This is a genomic window from Paenibacillus tritici, assembly GCF_013204885.1.
GTDB lineage: Bacteria > Bacillota > Bacilli > Paenibacillales > Paenibacillaceae > Paenibacillus_AQ > Paenibacillus_AQ tritici.
Genome location: NZ_JABMKX010000001.1, coordinates 204,381 through 222,478, shown reverse-complemented (window position 1 = coordinate 222,478; position 18,098 = coordinate 204,381). Strand labels below are relative to the sequence as shown.

Below are 18,098 nucleotides of genomic sequence, written 5' to 3'. Positions count from 1 at the left end.
CCTTGATTTGGCTATAATTATACTTAGCCGGATCAAGGAGGTTCTAAACTGCTTCGCGTAAGGTTACCTTATTTGATGACTTTTACCCGTTCTTCAATCGGCTGGAATTCCTTCTCGCCTGGAGGGGTCAAGGTCTTGCCGAATGGCATTTGCGCAATCAGCTTCCACTCTGCTGGAATACCAAAGGTAGCTTTCACTTCATCATCAATCAGCGGGTTGTAGTGCTGAAGGGAAGCACCCAGGCCTGCTTCGGCAAAGGCTGTCCATACTACAAACTGCAGAATCCCCGAGGATTGGTTGGCCCAAATCGGGAAGTTCTCTGCATACAGTGCAAAGTTCTCCTGCAGATGCTTCACAACTGCCTGATCTTCAAAGAATAGCACGGAGCCGTACCCTGCCTTGAAGGAGGACAGCTTCTGGGCAGTGCCTTCGAATTGTTCTGTAGGAACGATTTTACGTAAAGTTTCTGCAGTGATGTCCCACAGCTTATCATGTTGTTCTCCCAGCAGCACTACAGCTCTGGAGCTTTGTGAGTTGAAGGAAGTTGGGCTATGTAATACGGCCTCTTCAACGATTTTTTGGATCTGTTCATCAGAGATGGGGGATTCCTTGCTGATCGCATATATGGAACGTCTGCCTTTTACCGCTTCAAAAAAAGTTTTCGACATAAAATAACTACCTCCATTTAATTAAGTAAATTACTTTTTTAAAGTATAACACTTTTCCTGCCTGAGTACAATACATATTCACATTTCCTTTGAGGAACTATTGATATACCCGCTCTTAGTGTCGCTGGATTCGTTCTATTTATACATCTTCCACTATTTTCTATAAGCCATTCATGAGGATTAGAAACAGCGGGCCGGCTTTTCGTATATACAACCGGACAATAAATACGCTACAATGATTCAGCAAAAATACAGAAAGAAGGTCAAGCCATGCGCGCTTCACTCCATAAAGGTACTGCTAAAACTGTGAAACTCACCTTCATCCTGCTGTTGTCTTCACTCTTCATACTCAGCGGGTGCAAAGACAAAGACACCACTTCGCCATCCTTGAATGCTGTTCCGGCAGCGGCTGAGGCCCGCACAGATTCTACACAGCCCGTCCCCTTCTGGATCGCCACAGATACTCATTATCTGGACAAAGCCCTTGAGGATGGCGGCCAGGCCTTCCAGACCTACGTCACAGGCGGGGACGGCAAAATGCTTCCCTACAGCGATGAGCTGACCGAAGCTCTCGTCCGCGATGTGGAACACAAGAAACCCGCCTTCCTGATTCTGAGCGGCGATCTCACCAATAACGGTGAGGCGGATAGTCACAAGGAGCTGGCTGCAAAGCTGCACCGCATGGAAGCTGCGGGGACCTCTGTCTATGTAATCCCGGGTAACCATGATATCAATAATCCGTGGGCCAGATCATTCGACGGGGACAAGCAGGTGGTTGCCCCGCACATCAATATGGAGGATTTCCTGCGGATCTACGCTGATTTCGGATATAATGAGGCGGTCTCGCGGGATAAGGACAGCTTAAGTTATGTCGTGAAGGCGGCTCCCGGCCTATGGCTGCTTATGATGGACAGTGCCCAATATGCGCATAATGAAGAATATAATTTCCCGCAGACCGATGGGCGCATCCTGCCTTCCACCTTGTCGTGGATAGATGAGCAAGTGAAGCTGGCCGCACAGGAACACGCCTCCATACTTACAGTGATGCATCATAATCTGCTGAGCCATACCTCTATGGCTGTATCCGGGTTCAAGCTGAATAACAGCCAGGAGACGATGAAGGCTTTTCGCAGGGATGGTCTGAATCTGGTATTGTCCGGGCATATTCATATGCAGGATATCCGCCGTGATCCTCCCGCAGATTCGATAGATCCTGCCTTGCCTGTATATGATATTGCAACCAGCGCAATGGCGGTTAACCCGCATCAGTACGGCAGCATGACCTTCGATCCTTCTTCCCGGGCAGTCACCTACCATACGGCTATCGTGGATGTCGAAGGCTGGGCCAAGGCTAACAAGAAGACTGATCCGCACCTGCTGAACTTCAAATCGTATGCGGAAGAGATTTTTGCAGAGAATTCTTACGCGAAGGCCATGAGCAGGCTGAAGGAGAGCAGCTTCACCGAAGCCCAGAAGCAATCCATGGCTGAGGTGATGTCGAAGCTGAATGTGAAATATTTTGCCGGGAATGCCGCTGATTCGCTGGAGGAGATCCGGGCGATGCCGGGTTACAAGCTGTGGGAGAGTATAGAGGGCGGCTTCATGTCCGGGTACATCCGCAGTATGGCGGAACATGCAGAGCTGAGCAATGTCTCGCTGGAAATGGTTCTGACTACACAATAGGTGATTCTAATATCGAAGGAGCTATGATTATGACAGAATCTCGTGAATCGTCACAGGGCAGCAGTCTGCCGGAGACCCTGTCCAAGCCTGCGCACCGGGCGCTGGCCGCAGCAGGAATGATCCGCCTGGAGCAGTTAACTTCAATGACGGAAGCAGAGCTGCTGAGTTTGCACGGCATGGGACCCAAAGGCATCCGTATCATCCGCCAGGCGCTTGCCGATAAGGGACTTGATTTGGCCAGGTAATGAAACTGATAGAACAGCTTCCGGTCCTCATCGAGGTGATTCCACAAAATATCTCAAAGCTTGATTTGTTTAATTTGCAGTACGCACCGGTGTTAGTAGAAACAAGGTAGACGATAGGTCGTTTAGCGGTTGTATAACAATTGGGCTCATTTTGCCAGTATACCTTAGCCGTACGAACTTATTGTCTATATCATGGAGGATGTCCGCGAAATATTTTCCATTTAATGAGAGGATAAAATCCTCACCGCTCCTCTCTTGGATAGGAATCTCATCCTGAATATCACCGATTTCTGTAGTTTGGGATAATAAGTTTAACGTATCAACAGTTGCCGCTATCCTTATGATACTTTCACTGGCCAACACCGTTGCCCGTTCAATCGCTTTTAATAAGGAGGGCGTTTCAACTATGATCTCTGATATAAAAGCTTGCGGAATCACGTTTCGCAGGGACGGGTACTCTCCCTCAATCAAGGCAGACTGAACCTGAATGTTATTGGTAGTAAATCTTATCTGATTGCTGCTTACTTCAACTTCAGTTGCACTCTCCTCTCCGTCCATTATTTTGGCAGCCTCAAGTAAATTTCGACCGGGAATAATAATATGTCTATCTCCATCAGCTTCATGGTCTATATTCAAAGTCCGGGAAGCAAGACGAACACCATCCGTTGCCATTAGATTAAGCTCTTGATTACTGTATTTAAAAGAAATACCTGTTAAAACAGGTCTATGCTCAGACGTTGAAGCAGCACATGCCACCTGTTTAATGGAAGTTTTCAATAGAGCGTTATTAATCCTTAATTTGAGTAAGGGGTGACTTTCTATAGTATGTACTTTTGGGTAATCCGCAGCATCCATTCCACATAACCGAATCCGCGTATGTCCTGAGGAGATCGTGAGCATTAAGTATCTTTCCACTTCCAAAGTAATGAAACCAGAATCTGACTTCCGAATGATTTCGTAAAAATATCGCGCTGGCACAACCACTTCCCCAATCCTTTGAACCTTTAAAGATGTATAACCCTCGGGAATACGGTACTGAATAGTCATACTACTATTGCTTGTGGTTACTACCATAGCATTCGCGTGAGCATGTATGTGGACCCCTGCCAATTTGGAAATCAGATTGTTCGCTGGCACAGCCTTAAGCACTTGCTGAAGAGCTTTTAGAAGAGAATCCTTCGTTATATTGACCTGCACGGGCTTCACCTGTTTCCTCAAGTTAGAATTACAAATTGCTAGATTCTATTAGAGTGCGTATAAGCTCCGACCGGGACATTTTATTATCCACACAGTGCTTGTCCACTTTCTCCCATAGCTCATCCGTTAAAGTTAGCGACACTTTTTTAGTTACTCCAATGTTCTTGCGGCCGGCTCCCTCCCGGGGACCTCCTCTTGTAGACATGAAGCCTAGTTGACCTTCTTTATTGGAAAGACCTATTTTCAGTTGATTGACACTCATGTGATCTGCTCTCCTTGTTTTTGATTTTAGTTACCTAATTCAATTGCCTTGTTATAATTTTATCACATGATCTATGGTCTTACAATGTTATGAATTCATAATTCTGATTAAGAAAATAAACCCACTACAGATAACCCCACATTATTAAAACAAAGCCTCCCATCCGGATTAGAGAGAGAGGCTTGTCTCGGGACTCAAGCTCCTATAAAATGCAGTGCACACCGAGTATGACGATCGGTAATCCCTCTTGCGAGTCATCTCCCCCAGTTGCTCAAAGACATTATCCTTCACCTTGGAGTCGGGATGCTCGAAATAACCTTCGGCGTCTGATCCAGCCACATACTCAACCAGTGCATAATCGAAAGGATATTGCTCCTTCTCCCTATTCAAATGGTAAAGTAAAGGGGGCCGTATAGAATGCTGCAATAAATACCGGTTGTTGACTTCAAACAGATCACTGCCATAGGATTGGTTCTTTGCGTTCTGTTATTATGTTGAATTAGGTCTTGAAAAAAATAGCTATACGAAACAGCCGCACGGATGCTTATCCGCGCGGCTGTTTCGTATCTATTTTTACAGCGAAATCTACAGGACTCCCAGCACCATTCCGCCCGCTGCACCCGCTATAACCACCATCCAAGGCGGCAGCTTCCAGAAGACCAGCATCACAAATAGGATGACGGCCAAGGCGAAATCCATAGGCTCCAAGATCGCTGTCGTCCACAGGGGGTCATACAAGGCAGCAAGCAGAATTCCAACAACTGCGGCATTGATGCCAACCAAGGCTCCTTGAATCTTCGGGCTCCTTCTTAAGCTGTTCCAAAAAGGCAAGGCACCGATAACCAGCAGAAAGGCTGGCAGGAAAATGGCCAACGTGGCAATAATTGCCCCGGAGATACCACCCGTCATAGCCCCAAGATAACCTGCAAAGGTGAACAACGGGCCCGGAACGGCCTGTGTGGCCCCGTATCCTGCCAGGAAGTCCGCTTGGCTTACCCAGCCTGTGGGGACTACCTCTTGTTCCAGAAGCGGAAGGACGACATGTCCGCCGCCGAATACCAGAGCACCGGAACGATAAAAGCTGTCAACGATCGCTAACCCTCCAGTCTCAGCCGAGCCTCTGAGGAGCGGGAGAGCTACGAGTAATCCCACAAACAAAGCTAAACACCCCATAGCAAAGGACCGGCGGATGGGTATATGAAGAGTCGTCAGACCTTCCGCTGTGTGGTGACGATACAGCCATATCCCGGCTAAGCCCGCAGCCGCAATCATGAGGATCTGACTATAGGCGGTTTGCCAGGATAATGTAATCACTGCTGTAATAACGGCAATGGTCACTCTTTCCCGGTCAGGCGTCAGTTTGTGTCCCATTCCCAGAACAGCCTGGGCGACAATCGCTACAGCTACGATCTTCAGACCATGTATCCAGCCTGCACTGGCGATATCATAACCTTGCAGCACCAAGGCAAAGGCAACCAGCGCAAGGACAGATGGCAAAGTGAAACCCAGCCAAGCCACGACACCGCCCAGCACCCCCGCTCTCATCACACCGATGCCAATCCCCACCTGACTGCTCGCCGGACCCGGGAGAAACTGGCAGAGCGCCACCAGATCAGCATAACTCCGCTCATCTATCCATTTTCGGCGCCGGATGTACTCATTATGAAAGTAACCCAGATGGGCTATAGGTCCGCCGAAGGAAGTAAGACCTAATTTCGCAGATACAACCAGCACTTCTAATAGGGCGCCAGCCTTCCCCTTCTGCTCCACCGATACAACCTGCTCATCCGCTTCCATCTCTATGGCTCCCTTGCTGTTGAACTGTAAACCTCCTCCCAGTCTATCATTCCTGATCAAGAATTTGATTAAACGCAGTGCAGCGTAAGGTAAAATAATCTATGCTTCATTCCGGCCCTTCATATGCTCAATATGCGAGACTCCCCAATCATTCAATACCTGCAGGACGCTGCTTAACCCTCTGCCGTATTCCGAGATCGAGTATTCGACCTTCGGCGGAATCTGGTGATACACCTCGCGGTGTACAATATCGTTATATTCCAGCTCTCTTAATTGTTGGGTGAGCATCTTTTTATTAATCTCCGGGATGGACTTCTGAAGCTCGCCGAATCTCATGGTGCCGTTTGTAATAAGCTGCAGCAGAATGACAGGTTTCCATTTCCCGATTAGAATATCCAGCGCCGATTCGAACTTACAATACTTTTCCATAACTCCCCCCGCTCCTTTAACGGTCTATGGTTACTTTTAATAGACCAGGTTTATTAAAAGTGCCTACTTCCTTAAGAACTATCTCTGCGGCTATTATACCAGTACCGGGCAGGAAAAACGTAATCAGGAGGAGTCATTCATGAATATTGCATTATGGATTGTTCAGGGTATTGCAGCACTTGGTTTCATCTATTCCGGTTGGCTAAAAGCCGTTCAATATGAGCAGGCGAAACGCTCCTGGGGCTGGGTAACCGATGTCCCCCGGGCATTAGTCACCTTGATTGGAGTAGCCGAGCTGCTCGGCGCAACGGGAATCATCCTTCCCTATGCGCTCGATATCATGCCAGTGCTGACACCGGTTGCCGCAGCCGCGCTTGCGTTGGTTGTGGCTAGCGGAGCTGTGTTCCACATTCAGCGTAAGGAGTACCGGGAGATCGCTGTGAACCTCGTCTTCATCGTATTGGCTGTGGTTGTGGCGGTGGGCCGGTGGTAAAGCATCATTGTTCATAAATCAAGGACTGACAGGCTCTTTAACCGGTCGATCAGCTGTCGCAGGCCTGGTTCATTCTTGGAATATGGCCGGACATCCTCTCCGAGCTGCTGATCGACCTGTTGTCTTGTAAAGGTATAAGTAGCGGTTACGCCATCATATTCTCCTGTGTTATCAGCCACCACATTATTAATAATGCCGACGTTATCAATCAGGCTGAAGAGCAGAATTGAATTCCAGTATAAAAGCTCACCGCTTAATGCTCCATCCTTCATCATTACGGCAGCGTCCTTCATGGAGTAATGGATCGTTAATTCATATGGCTGAGAGCCTGTTTTCAGTTCGATGCCTGCACCTTCTACCCCTGCCGGTAACGGCAAGTCGTTGATGAGAGCTACCACCTTACTATTATCCCCCACATACATGGTTCTGTTCTCCAGAAGCCGGTCTACGGCATATCCCGAATATAGCGGCTGCGAAGCGGTCTGCACAGGCTTAGGGTTAGCTATACATCCTATTATCAAGATCATAATCGCAATCGTTGAGACGGCAACTCTCCTGGAAGTGGGCTGGCGGTACGCAAGAATATGCTTGATTCTGGCCTTCACACTGCTCTCTCCAAAAGCAAGCGGACTGCCGGTTACGAGACCGCTTCTGCGGACTGAAAAGCCAAGCAGGGAACCCGAATAGCTGCCTTTAATCTGTGAACCCAGCTTCTTGATAACCGCTTCATCGCAGGACATCTCCATATCTTTACTCATGAGTGCATACGACAGCCACATCAGCGGATTGAACCAATGGAGAATCACCAGCAGGTACATTAAAGGCTTAATCAGATAATCCCGCCTGCGAATATGGGTCTGCTCGTGCAGCAGGATATAGGACAACTCCTGTTCACTTATTCCGGCCGGAATGTATATCCGTGGCTTCACGAATCCGCATACGAAAGGTGTAGTGATCTGATCGGTTTCAAAAATATGATCCTTCACAAGTGTTGCCGTACGGACTCTCCGCAATATTCTCATGTAGGAGATAACACTATACATTAGCAGTGCTATAACGCCTGTCAGCCAGATCATACTTCCCGACCACAAGATCACCTGCATTGAATTTGTACTTGCTGCCGGAGCTGCAGCCGGAAGAAGATTATTGATTAAGCTTCCAGCACTATCTAGTCCAGTGTCCACAGCAGGCTGCGGCTACAGCCCGATATTATGCGGAACAAATTCCATAACCCCCATGCCCGATTGGCTCGCAGGCCGTATAAGCCGCAGAATACTGAAGCTTGAAGTGAAGCTGACAGGAATGACCAGCCTGATCATTACAGCCGACCACATAATATAGGAGAACACCTTAGGGACACGCCGCAGAAGGACTCTTGCCAGCATTACAGCGGCGGCCACATAACTGGCTGTAATACTCATGTTCAGAAGGTTGACCCACAGGTTCGTCATTGGGAGGCCTCCTCAATAATCTTTTTCAGCTCAGCCGCCTCCTTCGCAGATAATTTCTTGTCCCCAAGGAAAGCGGTCAAAAACTGCGGTAAAGACCCGTCAAAGGCTTTATCTACAACCGTCTGACTCTCATATCGCTGCGCCTCTGACTTGGGGATGATGGCAGTCACGATCGCTTCCTCATTCCTGAGAATTCCACGCTCGCACAGCTTTCTTAGTACGGTATATGTAGTGGACTTCTTCCAGCCAAGCTTGGATAGACTTAACTTCACCAGCTCTGTAGAATTAATCGGCTCATGATCCCAGATCAGACATGCGAATTTATACTCAGCATCGAATAATTTGTAGGGCTCCATCCTGATCACTCCTTATAAGTTTATTGTAGTAGACCTTATGATGTTAAGTCTATTGCAGTAAACCTAAGTTGTCAAGGCTGGGTTTAGTGGTAATACTTGGGCATCAATGATGCCTCCTCAGTGACAAGCAGGTGGAATAATGTATCTTAATTTATCGTTTTCATCGGATAATCGGCAAGCAAGTGGAAAAAGAGCATCTAATACTGTTAGTTGTCCCCCTTTGGGTTGAATGGTGATTCATTAAGTGCTGTTTATACAACTGCTGTCCCGCCAGGAGCCATCCGTGCTTCAGCAAGTGGAGAAAATCCAACTACTTCCCCCCTTCCCCTCCTGCCCATTTCCGTGGCACCAGCTCCAGATCCTTCAAAGAACACTTCTCCCTACGCCATCCCCCCTTATCCACATCAGACGGATATTATAATTTCCTATACCATTACAAGCACAAAAAGCCGGGACCTCCTGATTGCTCAGGGGTCCCGGCTTAAACCTTACATCTTATGGACGGTCGATCCAGATATACCCGTCATCATCCACTTCAACCGTGGCATGAAGACCTTGTGCGAGTACACGCAGCGGTACATAAGCATCTCCGTATTCATCCACAAATACTGCTTGTGGAAGCTTAACGGTCTTGCCGGCAATCTGTGCCTGGGCGGAACCGATTTTGAATACGAGCTGGTCGCCGTATACATCGTCAGTCACCTTGATCGCCCGGTTAGGAGCATCCCACTCTACAGTGGCATCCATATCCTCTGCGATATAACGCAGTGGCACATAAGTTGTACCGTTATCCACGATCGGATAATAGTAATCATCATCCGGTGAGATCATCAGGCTCTTGGAGGTGATTCCCATGTCCTCTTTGAGCAGCTTATACACGGATGAAGATGGCTCGAAGCTTCTCAGGGTCTCGCCCGGAGTCAGCTGTGACTTGGAGAAGTCAATCGCTCCGTCGGTGCTGATCGGATCAGCCGTTACCGGACCGTTCACATTCCAGGTCTCGGATACCAGCTTCACATTGATACTCTGCAGCGGCAGGTCCTCGCTGGCCGGAAGAGCAACCTTAAGGTCGATGTTCTGTTTGCGGACATGGAAGCCGCTGTCCACGAACATGTCCACGGTCAGCTTCGTATCCTTGCCGAGCACAGTCTTAAGCTCAGGAGCTTCCTCATAGAGCTTCTCAAGCTGCTTGTCATAGACCAGCAGAAGGGCGTCAATGCCCAGCTTGGCAGCGTCATGCGCTACAGTGACTACGCCTTCTTTGTCATCGAGCGGAATTTCGCCCAGACCGAAATCGAAATTGTTCATCTCTTCACCAGAAGCCTTCAGCAGCGGATACAAATAATCATAAAGACCGCTGATCAATGCTGTGAAGCCTTCGGTGTCTTTGGAGACAGATCTCAGGAAGCTCTTCAACAATACCGGAAGCTCTTCCCCTGTAATTTCCGTATGTAGCTTCGTCAAGCTGGTTGGCTGACCATATACGGATTCTGTTACGGAGGCTACGGTGATAGCACCTGGATTCGGAAGATTCTTGACCACGAACTGGGAGATCAGCTTGGATAGCTCCAGTGTCTTGGCCTGATCCATGCCTTCAATGCCGAGTGAATCCTCGTATCCCTGAATCGGGAAGTAGAACGGCTGCTTCGCGCCTTCTGCGGTAAAGACCATATTCGTCTTATCCATGAAGAAGGAGAACGGAATCTTCATTTCCTTATAACCTACAACACCTGTTGCCGAGACGTTGCCGTTATCCTGAAGCTTCACATGTCCGAACGAAAGGGATAAAGAGTTAATAAGATCAACGATTTCCCGGTCTTCTGCACGGATGCTTACAGCAGGAACAGCGCTTAGCGTCATCGTAGTGCTTGATTCAGAGGATTTGACATCCAGATCCCCGAGCAATGCCTTATTGACATCGAAGCCGCCAACCGTCTGGCAGCCGGACAGGATCAGCAGCAGGGCGAGAATCGGCACCAGCCACTTGGTTCTTGCTTTCATTTTCTTCATAGCATGTCTCCTCTAGCTCATAATTTGGCAACGTCTCCATCATCTCAAAGGAACGTGGATTTGTAAATACGGCGCCTTGAAATGATTAACAATTCAGACGGTAAATAAACTCCGCCACTCTATAAATACCCATTCCTTGAATAAGAGAAACTTTACCAGGGCAAGTAATGCTAAATGTGCCGGATAAAAGCTCCACCAGACCCAGCGCGGCAGACGTTTCTTCTCCAGCAGGACCCAGAAGCCCGGAATGAGCGCAATCAGGATCGTCGGGAGGATACTCGCCATCTGCACCAGCCAATTATAATAGAAGAGATAGAATACATTCAGCGCCAAATGCGCCAGCACCAGCCAGTAGGAGCGGGTATAGCGGAAAATCAGCACCAGCAGCAGCCCGTAGGCATTGTAATCCAGCGGCAGCGCATCCGCCAGCAGCACAGCCAGTATCACAACCGGAATGCCGAACCACAGCTTCGGCAGCTTATCGAGCAGGGCCAGCAAGGCCGCTGAGATCAGCAGGGTGAATACTACATTCCAGCCCCCCGGATCAAGCGCCAGATTATACGGAATCTGGGCCAGCAGGGCAATGACCAGCAGCCTGCGGAGATAGCGGGGTCTCGATGAGGTATGTAGATGTCCTTGCACCAGCGCGTAGCAATAAATCGGAAAGGCAATTCTCCCCACATACCTCCAGGCCAGCTCACCCGGGAAAAAAATATAGCCGATATGATCAATCAGCATGGTCAACATGGCAATAATCTGCATCTGTAGCCTCCTGTTACAGTCATGAAATATAAAGCACCTTAGGTGCTATTATCCATGCCAGAGCCGGATGCTGCAAGCTGCGCGGGAAGACTTGTACGACAGGCAAGCCGGAGCCGCTCCCTCTGGAGCAGTTCCGGCCCGGCTTTCTATCCTATATCACGCCTATTACGCCGTCTTCGACTTGTTATAGATATCAAAGCCCACAGCAAGCAGCAGCACCAGCCCCTTGATGCCCTGCTGCCAATCCACGCCAAGGCCGACGAGTGACATGCCGTTGTTCATGACCCCCATGACCAGACCGCCGATAATGGCGCCGACCACGGTTCCGATTCCCCCGGAAGCCGAGGCTCCGCCGATGAAGCAGGCGGCGATAGCATCCAGCTCAAAGTTGGTCCCGGCTTTGGGGGTAGCCGAGTTCAGCCGGGCCGCGAACACCAGACCGGACAAAGCCGCCAGTACACCCATGTTGACGAATACCCAGAAGGTCACCCGTTTGGTTTTGACACCGGAGAGGCTTGCCGCCTTCTCGTTGCCGCCCAGAGCGTAGATATGCCGCCCCATCGTCATGTGGTTCATCACGAAGGAGTAGATCACGATCAGCACCATCAGAATCACAAGAATGTTGGGAATCCCGTTATATTGGGCCAGGACATACGTGAACAGGTTGATCACGATGACCAGCGCGGCCGCCTTGGCTACGGACATCCAGACCGGGGATTGTTCAAACCCGTATTTGACCGAGATCCGGCGGTTGCGGAATTCCTGATAGATCACCAGCACCGACAGGATCACACCGATGATCAGGGTCAGCACATTCAGCGAACCCCCTCCGGTAACGTCAGGAATGAACCCGGAGCTGATCTTCTGAAAGCTCTTGGGGAAAGGCGCAATCGACTGTCCGTTCAGCACAATCATGGTTAACCCGCGGAACAGCAGCATCCCCGCCAGGGTCACGATAAACGCCGGGATTTTGACATAAGCAACCCAGAAGCCCTGCCAGGCCCCGACCAGCGCTCCCATCAGCAGCGACAGAACCACAGCCAGCACCGGATTCAGCTCCATATCGACCATCATAATGGCCGAAAGAGCGCCGATGAAGGCGGCTACCGAGCCGACGGACAGGTCAATATGACCCGTGATGATGACCAGCACCATCCCGATCGCCAGCACCAGAATGTAGCTGTTCTGCAGAATCAGATTGGTGACGTTCAGCGGCTTCAGCAGAATGCCGTCCGTCAGGATTTGAAAGAAGATTGAAATAAAGATCAAGGCAATGATCATGCCGTATTGGCGGATGTTTTTTTTGAATAATTCACTAATGGCTCCCATGCGGTGTTACCCCCTGCTTCGTGTCATTAATTTCATCAACAGCTCCTGCGATGCGTTCTTCCGCTCGACTTCCCCGCTGATCCGCCCTTCGCACATGGTATAGATCCGGTCGCACATCCCGAGAATCTCCGGCAGCTCGGAGGAAATGACCAGCACGCCCTTCCCCTCTGCCGCAAGACTGTTAATGATCGAGTAGATTTCATATTTGGCCCCGACATCAATTCCTCGTGTTGGCTCATCCAGAATCAGAATATCCGGCTGGGCATAGATCCATTTGCTGAGTACCACCTTCTGCTGGTTGCCGCCGCTGAGATTCACGGTTTTTTGCAGGATGCTGGGGGTCTTGATGTTCAGCTTCTTGCGGTATTCCTCTGCGACCAGCACTTCCTCGTTCTCATTAATCACTCCGCGGCGGGACAGCTTCTTCAGGCTGCTGAGCGAGATATTCCGCTTAATGTCGTCGATCAGAATGAGGCCGTAATGCTTGCGGTCCTCGGTAACGTAGGCCAGCCCGCTCTCAATCGCCTGGCTGATGTTATTCAGGCGGACTTCCTTGCCGTGCATCAGTGTCTGGCCGCTGATCCGCTTGCCGTAGGACTTCCCGAACACGCTCATCGCCAGCTCCGTGCGCCCCGCGCCCATCAGTCCGGCAATGCCGACCACCTCGCCGCGCCGGATGTGCAGATTAATCTGATCCAGCATTTTGCGGTCTGCTTGCGTAGGATGGTAGACGTCCCAATTCCGGATCTCGAAGATGGTCTCGCCCAGCTCCGGCGTGCGCTCGGGATAACGGTTCGTCAGATCGCGTCCGACCATGCCCTTAATAATGACATCCTCAGTGACCTCATCCTGCTTCATATCCAGGGTCTTGATCGTCTGTCCATCCCGCAGAATCGTGACCGAGTCCGCTATCTTCTCGATTTCGTTCAATTTGTGGGAAATGATAATCGAGGAGATCCCCTGCTTCTTCAGCTCCAGAATGAGCATCAGCAGGTTCTCGCTATCATCCTCATTCAGCGCCGCTGTAGGTTCATCGAGAATGAGCAGCTTCACTTCCTTGGAGAGCGCCTTGGCAATCTCAACGAGCTGCTGCTTGCCGACACCTATCGTAGATACTCCCGTAAACGGCGATTCCTTGAGGCCGACGGTGGCAAGCAGCTCCTTGGTCTTCACCGTCGTTTCGTTCCAGTTGATCACCCCGCGCCTGGCCTGCTCATTGCCGAGGAAGATGTTCTCCGAAATCGACAGATACGGAATCAGCGCCAGCTCCTGATGGATAATGACGATCCCCAAGCCTTCGCTGTCCTTGATATCCTTGAACTGGCATACCTGCCCCTGGTAGTAAATATCCCCTTCATAGGTTCCATGCGGATAGACTCCGCTTAGCACCTTCATCAGCGTGGACTTGCCTGCCCCGTTCTCCCCGCAGAGGGCGTGGATCTCGCCTGCCTTCACCTGCAGATTGACATTTGCGAGCGCCTTGACGCCGGGGAATGTCTTCGTAATGCCTTTCATCTCCAAAATCGTTTCACTCAAGTGTCTCACCCAGCTTTCCTTGTGACTGTGCAGCGGTTCTCCGGCGGCGGATCTGAATCACAGCCGCCGGAGAGCCGCTAAATCGCTGTCTGACGGCTATTGTCCCAGTTGATCCTTGGTATAGTAACCGCCGTCTACCAGCACCTTATCCACGTTGCCTGCATCCACAGACACGGGCTCCAGCAGGTAGGACGGGACGATTTTGACGCCATTGTCATAGGTTGTGGTGTCGTTGACTTCGGCTTCTGTGCCCTTCAGCACGCTTTCGGTCATCTCGACCGCTTTCTTGGCCAGCTCACGCGTATCCTTGAATACGGTCTGGGTCTGCTCTCCGGCCAGAATCGACTTCACGGAAGCCAGCTCGGCGTCCTGTCCCGTAACTACCGGAAGCTTCTTGTCTCCCGAGCCGTAGCCCACGCCTTTGAGTGAAGACAGGATACCGATGCTGATGCCATCGTATGGAGACAATACGGCGTCCAGATTATCGCTGGCATAGTTCGCACTCAGCAGATTATCCATCCGTGACTGGGCGGCAGCGCCGTCCCAGCGCAGGGTAGCCACCTGATCCATCGTAACCTGCTTGCTGCGGACAACCAGCTTGCCGGATTCGATGTAAGGCTTGAGGATCGACATCGCGCCATCGAAGAAAAAGTAGGCGTTGTTGTCATCCGGCGATCCGCCGAACAGTTCGATGTTGAACGGCCCCTTGCCGTCCTTCAAGCCTAGCTTCTCCTCAATGTAGGAGCCTTGCAGCACGCCCACCTTGAAGTTATCGAAGGTTGCGTAATAGTCTACGAATTCACTTTTTTTGATCAGACGGTCATAGGCAATAACCTTAACGTTGGCATCATGGGCCTTCTGCAGCACATCCGTCAGCGCCTCGCCGTCAATTGAAGCGATTACAATCGCGTTCACGCCTTTGGTGATCATGTTCTCAATCTGCGAGACCTGATTCTCCACCACATCCTCAGCGTATTGCAGATCCGTGCCGTAGCCCAGCTTCTCGAACTCCTTCACCATATTGTTGCCGTCATTCACCCAGCGTTCCGAAGATTTCGTCGGCATTGCAATGCCTACCTTACCCTTGGCTGAATCCCCGCTGCCGCCGGAAGAGTTGCCGCTGTTTCCACACGCAGACAAGACAATTACCATTGTTAGAAGCAACGTGATCAATAAATACCTTTTCATTCCTGCACTACCCCCTGAACTATTCTGTTGTCTTCCACGGGCTTCCCGTGTGACAAATCGAGTATAGCAACGAAGGGCATACGGCGTATTTACACTGAGGCTACTGTTTTTGTGAAAATCCAACTTTTGTCATAAAAGTTCATGCTCTTTTAACTTGAAGCTACATCGTCACTGCGGTGAACATTTGGACTTCCGGCCGCTGTTGTCCCCAGATTTCTTGATTTTGAACCGCCGTAAGCGGGTGAAATCCGGTGACAGCTTATCCTTACGAGGTAGCTTTCCTTCGGAAAGCTTTCGGGCGGTCACTATCGCTCCTACAGTTCCAAATTTCCCCTCCGCTTCTTTTGCTTTTTGTTTAGTTCTGTAGTGCTTTTTGTAAAGATAAATTAAACCTGTTTGGTACGCGGTCCCTTCACACTAAGCAGGCACTGTACATAATCACCCTGCGGGTGGATGATGTAAGAACCTCTGTGGTCCAGACAGCTCATATGGCTACCTCGCTCTTACCCATTTGCCCATTTCCGGGACATCCGGTCTACGAACCTTCGCACCCGCACATTGTATTCGGTTTTCTGTGAAAATACTGGCACAACCTGCGATAAAGAACGGCCTACGCGGCACGTCCAATCCAATTGTGTTCGGTTTTTCGATTACATTTGGCCTACGTGACACGTCCAGTCCAATTGTGTTCGGTTTTCCGATTACATTCGGCTTACGCTACCCACCCGGTCTAATTGTGTTCGGTTTTTCGATTACATTTGGCCTACGCGGTGCTCACAGTCCAACTGTGTTCGGTTTTCCGATTACATTCGGCCTACGCGGCGCTCCCAATCCAATTATGTTCGGTTTTCCGATTACATTCGGCCTACGTGGTACGTCCAGTCCAATTATGTTCGGTTTTCCGATTACATTCGGCTTACGTGGCACGTCCAGTCCAATTGTGTTCGGTTTTTCGATTACATTCGGCCTACGTGGCACGTCCAGTCCAATTGTGTTCGGTTTTCCGATTACATTCGGCCTACGTGGCGCGTCCAGTCCAATTGTGTTCGGTTTTTCGATTACATTCGGCTTACGTGGTACGTCCAGTCCAATTGTGTTCGGTTTTCCGATTACATTCGGCCTACACGGCGCTCCCAATCCAATTGTGTTCGGTTTTCCGATTACATTCGGCTTACGCTACCCCCCCGGTCTAATTGTGTTCGGTTTTCCGTTGAAATTTGTTAAATAGATGAACAGACGACGTTCTGTTTTTAGGCGCGCTGCTCATTTTCATGCTGGAGTTGTGCCTTGAAAGTTTCTCATTCGGTCTCCGAATCATTCAAAGAGCGCTGCTCCCCACGCTATGCCCCCCATTATCCACATCAGGTGGATTTATAATTTCCTACATCAAAAACCGCCCGCAGTCCATTGACCACAGGCGGTTCACAAAATTATGGTAGGTATTAGTTATCCTTCCTACTGATTATCTTGCTTCCGGTTACCACCGTCACCAGGCTGCACACCCTTACGGAATTGCATCGGCGATACCCCCGTATGCTTCTTGAAGGCGGTGCTGAAATAGTGCTGGGTCTCATACCCGGACTGCTCCGCTACCTCATTAATACTCAGCTCCGTGGAATGCAGCAGCCCGGCTGCCCGGCGGATACGGATCTGCGTCAGATAAGCGCCGAAGGACTCGCCCAGCTCCTGCTTAAACAGGCGGCTCAGATAGACCGGCGATGCCTGAAGGATGCCTGCCATCGCTTCCAGCGTAAGGCCATATTCGCTGTAATGCTCCTGGATATACTGCTTAGCCCGGCGGACGAGCGGGGACAGCGGCTGCTCCTTGGCCAGCGCCATCCGGCAGCTCCGGTAGGCGGCGGTCAAGTCTGTAATCTCTCCCTGGATCGGCGTGGCGCCGACTTCCACTGCGATTTTGAGATTGCTGCGCACAGCAGCCTCCACACCGGCCAGGACACGTTCGCCAGCAGCATCCCACAGCAGAATGACGATCAGTCCGGCAGCATCCCGGAAGATCACTCTGGAATACGGCTCCAGCAGCTCAGCGGCGATGTTCTCGATGGCGAACAGGAAAAGCTGCCGCTCCTTCTCCTTCATCGCCGGATGCTGCCCTTCCCATCTCCAGCGGATGATGCCGATCAGCTCCGGCCGCTGCGGCGGAAGCTTGAGGAATTGGAGCTGTTCCCTGATCTCCGCCTGGCTCAGATTGCCGTCCAACCATTCCTGGCAGAAGCGCTCACGCAGCAGCGGGAAGTTCTTCAGCAGCTGCCGGGAGGCCTGCTCCAGATGCTGGCTCTGCTGCTGCTCCGACTCCAGCTCGTCGCGGACGCCCCGCAGCACCTGCATTAATTGCTTCGGCTCCGCCGGCTTAAGGATGTAATCATTCACCTGCAGCCGGATCGACTCCTGGGCATAGGAGAATTCATCATGTCCGGTGATCACAATGATTTTGCAGCCGGGCAGTTCCTCCCTCAGCCGCTTCATCAGCTCCATGCCATGCATAATCGGCATATTGAGATCCACCAGCGCGATGTGGATGTCCTGCTCCGTTGCCAGCTCCAGCGCCTCTTCTCCATCTTCTGCCTCCGCAGTAACCTTCATGCCCAGGCTGTCCCAGTCTACGCATTGCCGGATACCCTCACGGATAATGCTCTCATCATCGGCAATCATTACTTTCCATTTGTCCGGCATG

General features: G+C 50.6%; 16 protein-coding genes and 1 pseudogene. 3 read left to right on the top strand and 14 right to left on the bottom strand.

Translation table 11 applies throughout. From position 1 onward, the window contains the following. Positions 1 to 68: 68 nt before the first annotated feature. Positions 69 to 668: a nitroreductase family protein gene (locus HQN87_RS01030; RefSeq protein ID WP_173126409.1), complete on the bottom strand. Its 600-nt coding sequence runs from the start codon at positions 666 to 668 to the stop codon at positions 69 to 71. A 270-nt stretch (positions 669 to 938) separates the two neighbouring features. Between HQN87_RS01030 and HQN87_RS01025 the strand changes: the two genes are divergently transcribed. Then, positions 939 to 2,351: a metallophosphoesterase gene (locus HQN87_RS01025; RefSeq protein ID WP_173126406.1), complete on the top strand. Its 1,413-nt coding sequence runs from the start codon at positions 939 to 941 to the stop codon at positions 2,349 to 2,351. Between the two features lie 29 nt (positions 2,352 to 2,380). After that, positions 2,381 to 2,596 carry a helix-hairpin-helix domain-containing protein gene (locus HQN87_RS01020; protein WP_173126403.1) on the top strand — a complete coding sequence of 72 codons (216 nt, stop codon included), beginning with the start codon at positions 2,381 to 2,383 and terminating at the stop codon, positions 2,594 to 2,596. A gap of 69 nt (positions 2,597 to 2,665) precedes the next feature. On the opposite strand, the gene dnaN is transcribed toward HQN87_RS01020, so the two are convergent. From dnaN to HQN87_RS01000, 4 genes are all read right to left on the bottom strand, one after another. Next, on the bottom strand, positions 2,666 to 3,793 hold the full coding sequence (dnaN, locus tag HQN87_RS01015; RefSeq protein ID WP_173126400.1) for a DNA polymerase III subunit beta: 1,128 nt from the start codon (positions 3,791 to 3,793) through the stop codon (positions 2,666 to 2,668). A 28-nt stretch (positions 3,794 to 3,821) separates the two neighbouring features. Then, positions 3,822 to 3,998, bottom strand: coding sequence for a ribbon-helix-helix domain-containing protein (locus HQN87_RS01010; RefSeq protein WP_254075332.1), 177 nt, complete (start codon positions 3,996 to 3,998; stop codon positions 3,822 to 3,824). Between the two features lie 642 nt (positions 3,999 to 4,640). Beyond that, positions 4,641 to 5,852 (bottom strand): chromate transporter, encoded by a 1,212-nt coding sequence (locus HQN87_RS01005; protein WP_173126393.1) that lies wholly within the window; start codon positions 5,850 to 5,852, stop codon positions 4,641 to 4,643. Between the two features lie 99 nt (positions 5,853 to 5,951). Continuing rightward, positions 5,952 to 6,281 (bottom strand): winged helix-turn-helix transcriptional regulator, encoded by a 330-nt coding sequence (locus HQN87_RS01000; protein ID WP_173126390.1) that lies wholly within the window; start codon positions 6,279 to 6,281, stop codon positions 5,952 to 5,954. Between the two features lie 139 nt (positions 6,282 to 6,420). Here HQN87_RS01000 and HQN87_RS00995 point away from each other — a divergent pair, with 139 nt between their 5' ends. Beyond that, positions 6,421 to 6,774 (top strand): DoxX family protein, encoded by a 354-nt coding sequence (locus tag HQN87_RS00995; protein WP_173126387.1) that lies wholly within the window; start codon positions 6,421 to 6,423, stop codon positions 6,772 to 6,774. An 11-nt stretch (positions 6,775 to 6,785) separates the two neighbouring features. Here the strand turns inward: HQN87_RS00995 and HQN87_RS32200 are convergent, their stop codons facing one another. The 9 genes and pseudogenes from HQN87_RS32200 to HQN87_RS00955 all read right to left on the bottom strand — a co-directional run bounded on the left by HQN87_RS32200 (position 6,786) and on the right by HQN87_RS00955 (position 18,097). Next, a complete protein-coding gene (locus HQN87_RS32200; RefSeq protein WP_301953143.1) occupies positions 6,786 to 7,301 on the bottom strand; it encodes a DUF4825 domain-containing protein in 516 nt (171 codons plus the stop codon). A 66-nt stretch (positions 7,302 to 7,367) separates the two neighbouring features. Further along, positions 7,368 to 8,195 (bottom strand): annotated as a pseudogene (locus HQN87_RS32195) (M56 family metallopeptidase); the annotation flags it as partial. A gap of 26 nt (positions 8,196 to 8,221) precedes the next feature. Further along, positions 8,222 to 8,581, bottom strand: a complete 360-nt coding sequence (locus HQN87_RS00985) for a BlaI/MecI/CopY family transcriptional regulator (RefSeq protein WP_173126385.1) — start codon at positions 8,579 to 8,581, stop codon at positions 8,222 to 8,224. Between the two features lie 495 nt (positions 8,582 to 9,076). Beyond that, positions 9,077 to 10,591, bottom strand: a complete 1,515-nt coding sequence (locus tag HQN87_RS00980) for a copper amine oxidase N-terminal domain-containing protein (protein WP_173126382.1) — start codon at positions 10,589 to 10,591, stop codon at positions 9,077 to 9,079. Positions 10,592 to 10,684: 93 nt separating this feature from the next. Further along, positions 10,685 to 11,353 carry a TraX family protein gene (locus HQN87_RS00975; protein WP_173126379.1) on the bottom strand — a complete coding sequence of 223 codons (669 nt, stop codon included), beginning with the start codon at positions 11,351 to 11,353 and terminating at the stop codon, positions 10,685 to 10,687. A gap of 165 nt (positions 11,354 to 11,518) precedes the next feature. Then, the gene (gene mmsB / locus HQN87_RS00970; RefSeq protein WP_173126376.1) at positions 11,519 to 12,682 is read right to left on the bottom strand and encodes a multiple monosaccharide ABC transporter permease; all 1,164 of its coding nucleotides are present in this window, start codon (positions 12,680 to 12,682) and stop codon (positions 11,519 to 11,521) included. A gap of 6 nt (positions 12,683 to 12,688) precedes the next feature. Further along, on the bottom strand, positions 12,689 to 14,218 hold the full coding sequence (mmsA, locus tag HQN87_RS00965; protein ID WP_173126373.1) for a multiple monosaccharide ABC transporter ATP-binding protein: 1,530 nt from the start codon (positions 14,216 to 14,218) through the stop codon (positions 12,689 to 12,691). Positions 14,219 to 14,314: 96 nt separating this feature from the next. Next, positions 14,315 to 15,406, bottom strand: coding sequence for a multiple monosaccharide ABC transporter substrate-binding protein (chvE, locus tag HQN87_RS00960; RefSeq protein ID WP_173126370.1), 1,092 nt, complete (start codon positions 15,404 to 15,406; stop codon positions 14,315 to 14,317). A gap of 1,455 nt (positions 15,407 to 16,861) precedes the next feature. Continuing rightward, entirely contained in the window at positions 16,862 to 18,097 is a 1,236-nt protein-coding gene (locus tag HQN87_RS00955) for a response regulator (protein ID WP_173126367.1), read from the bottom strand. Position 18,098: the final 1 nt, after the last annotated feature.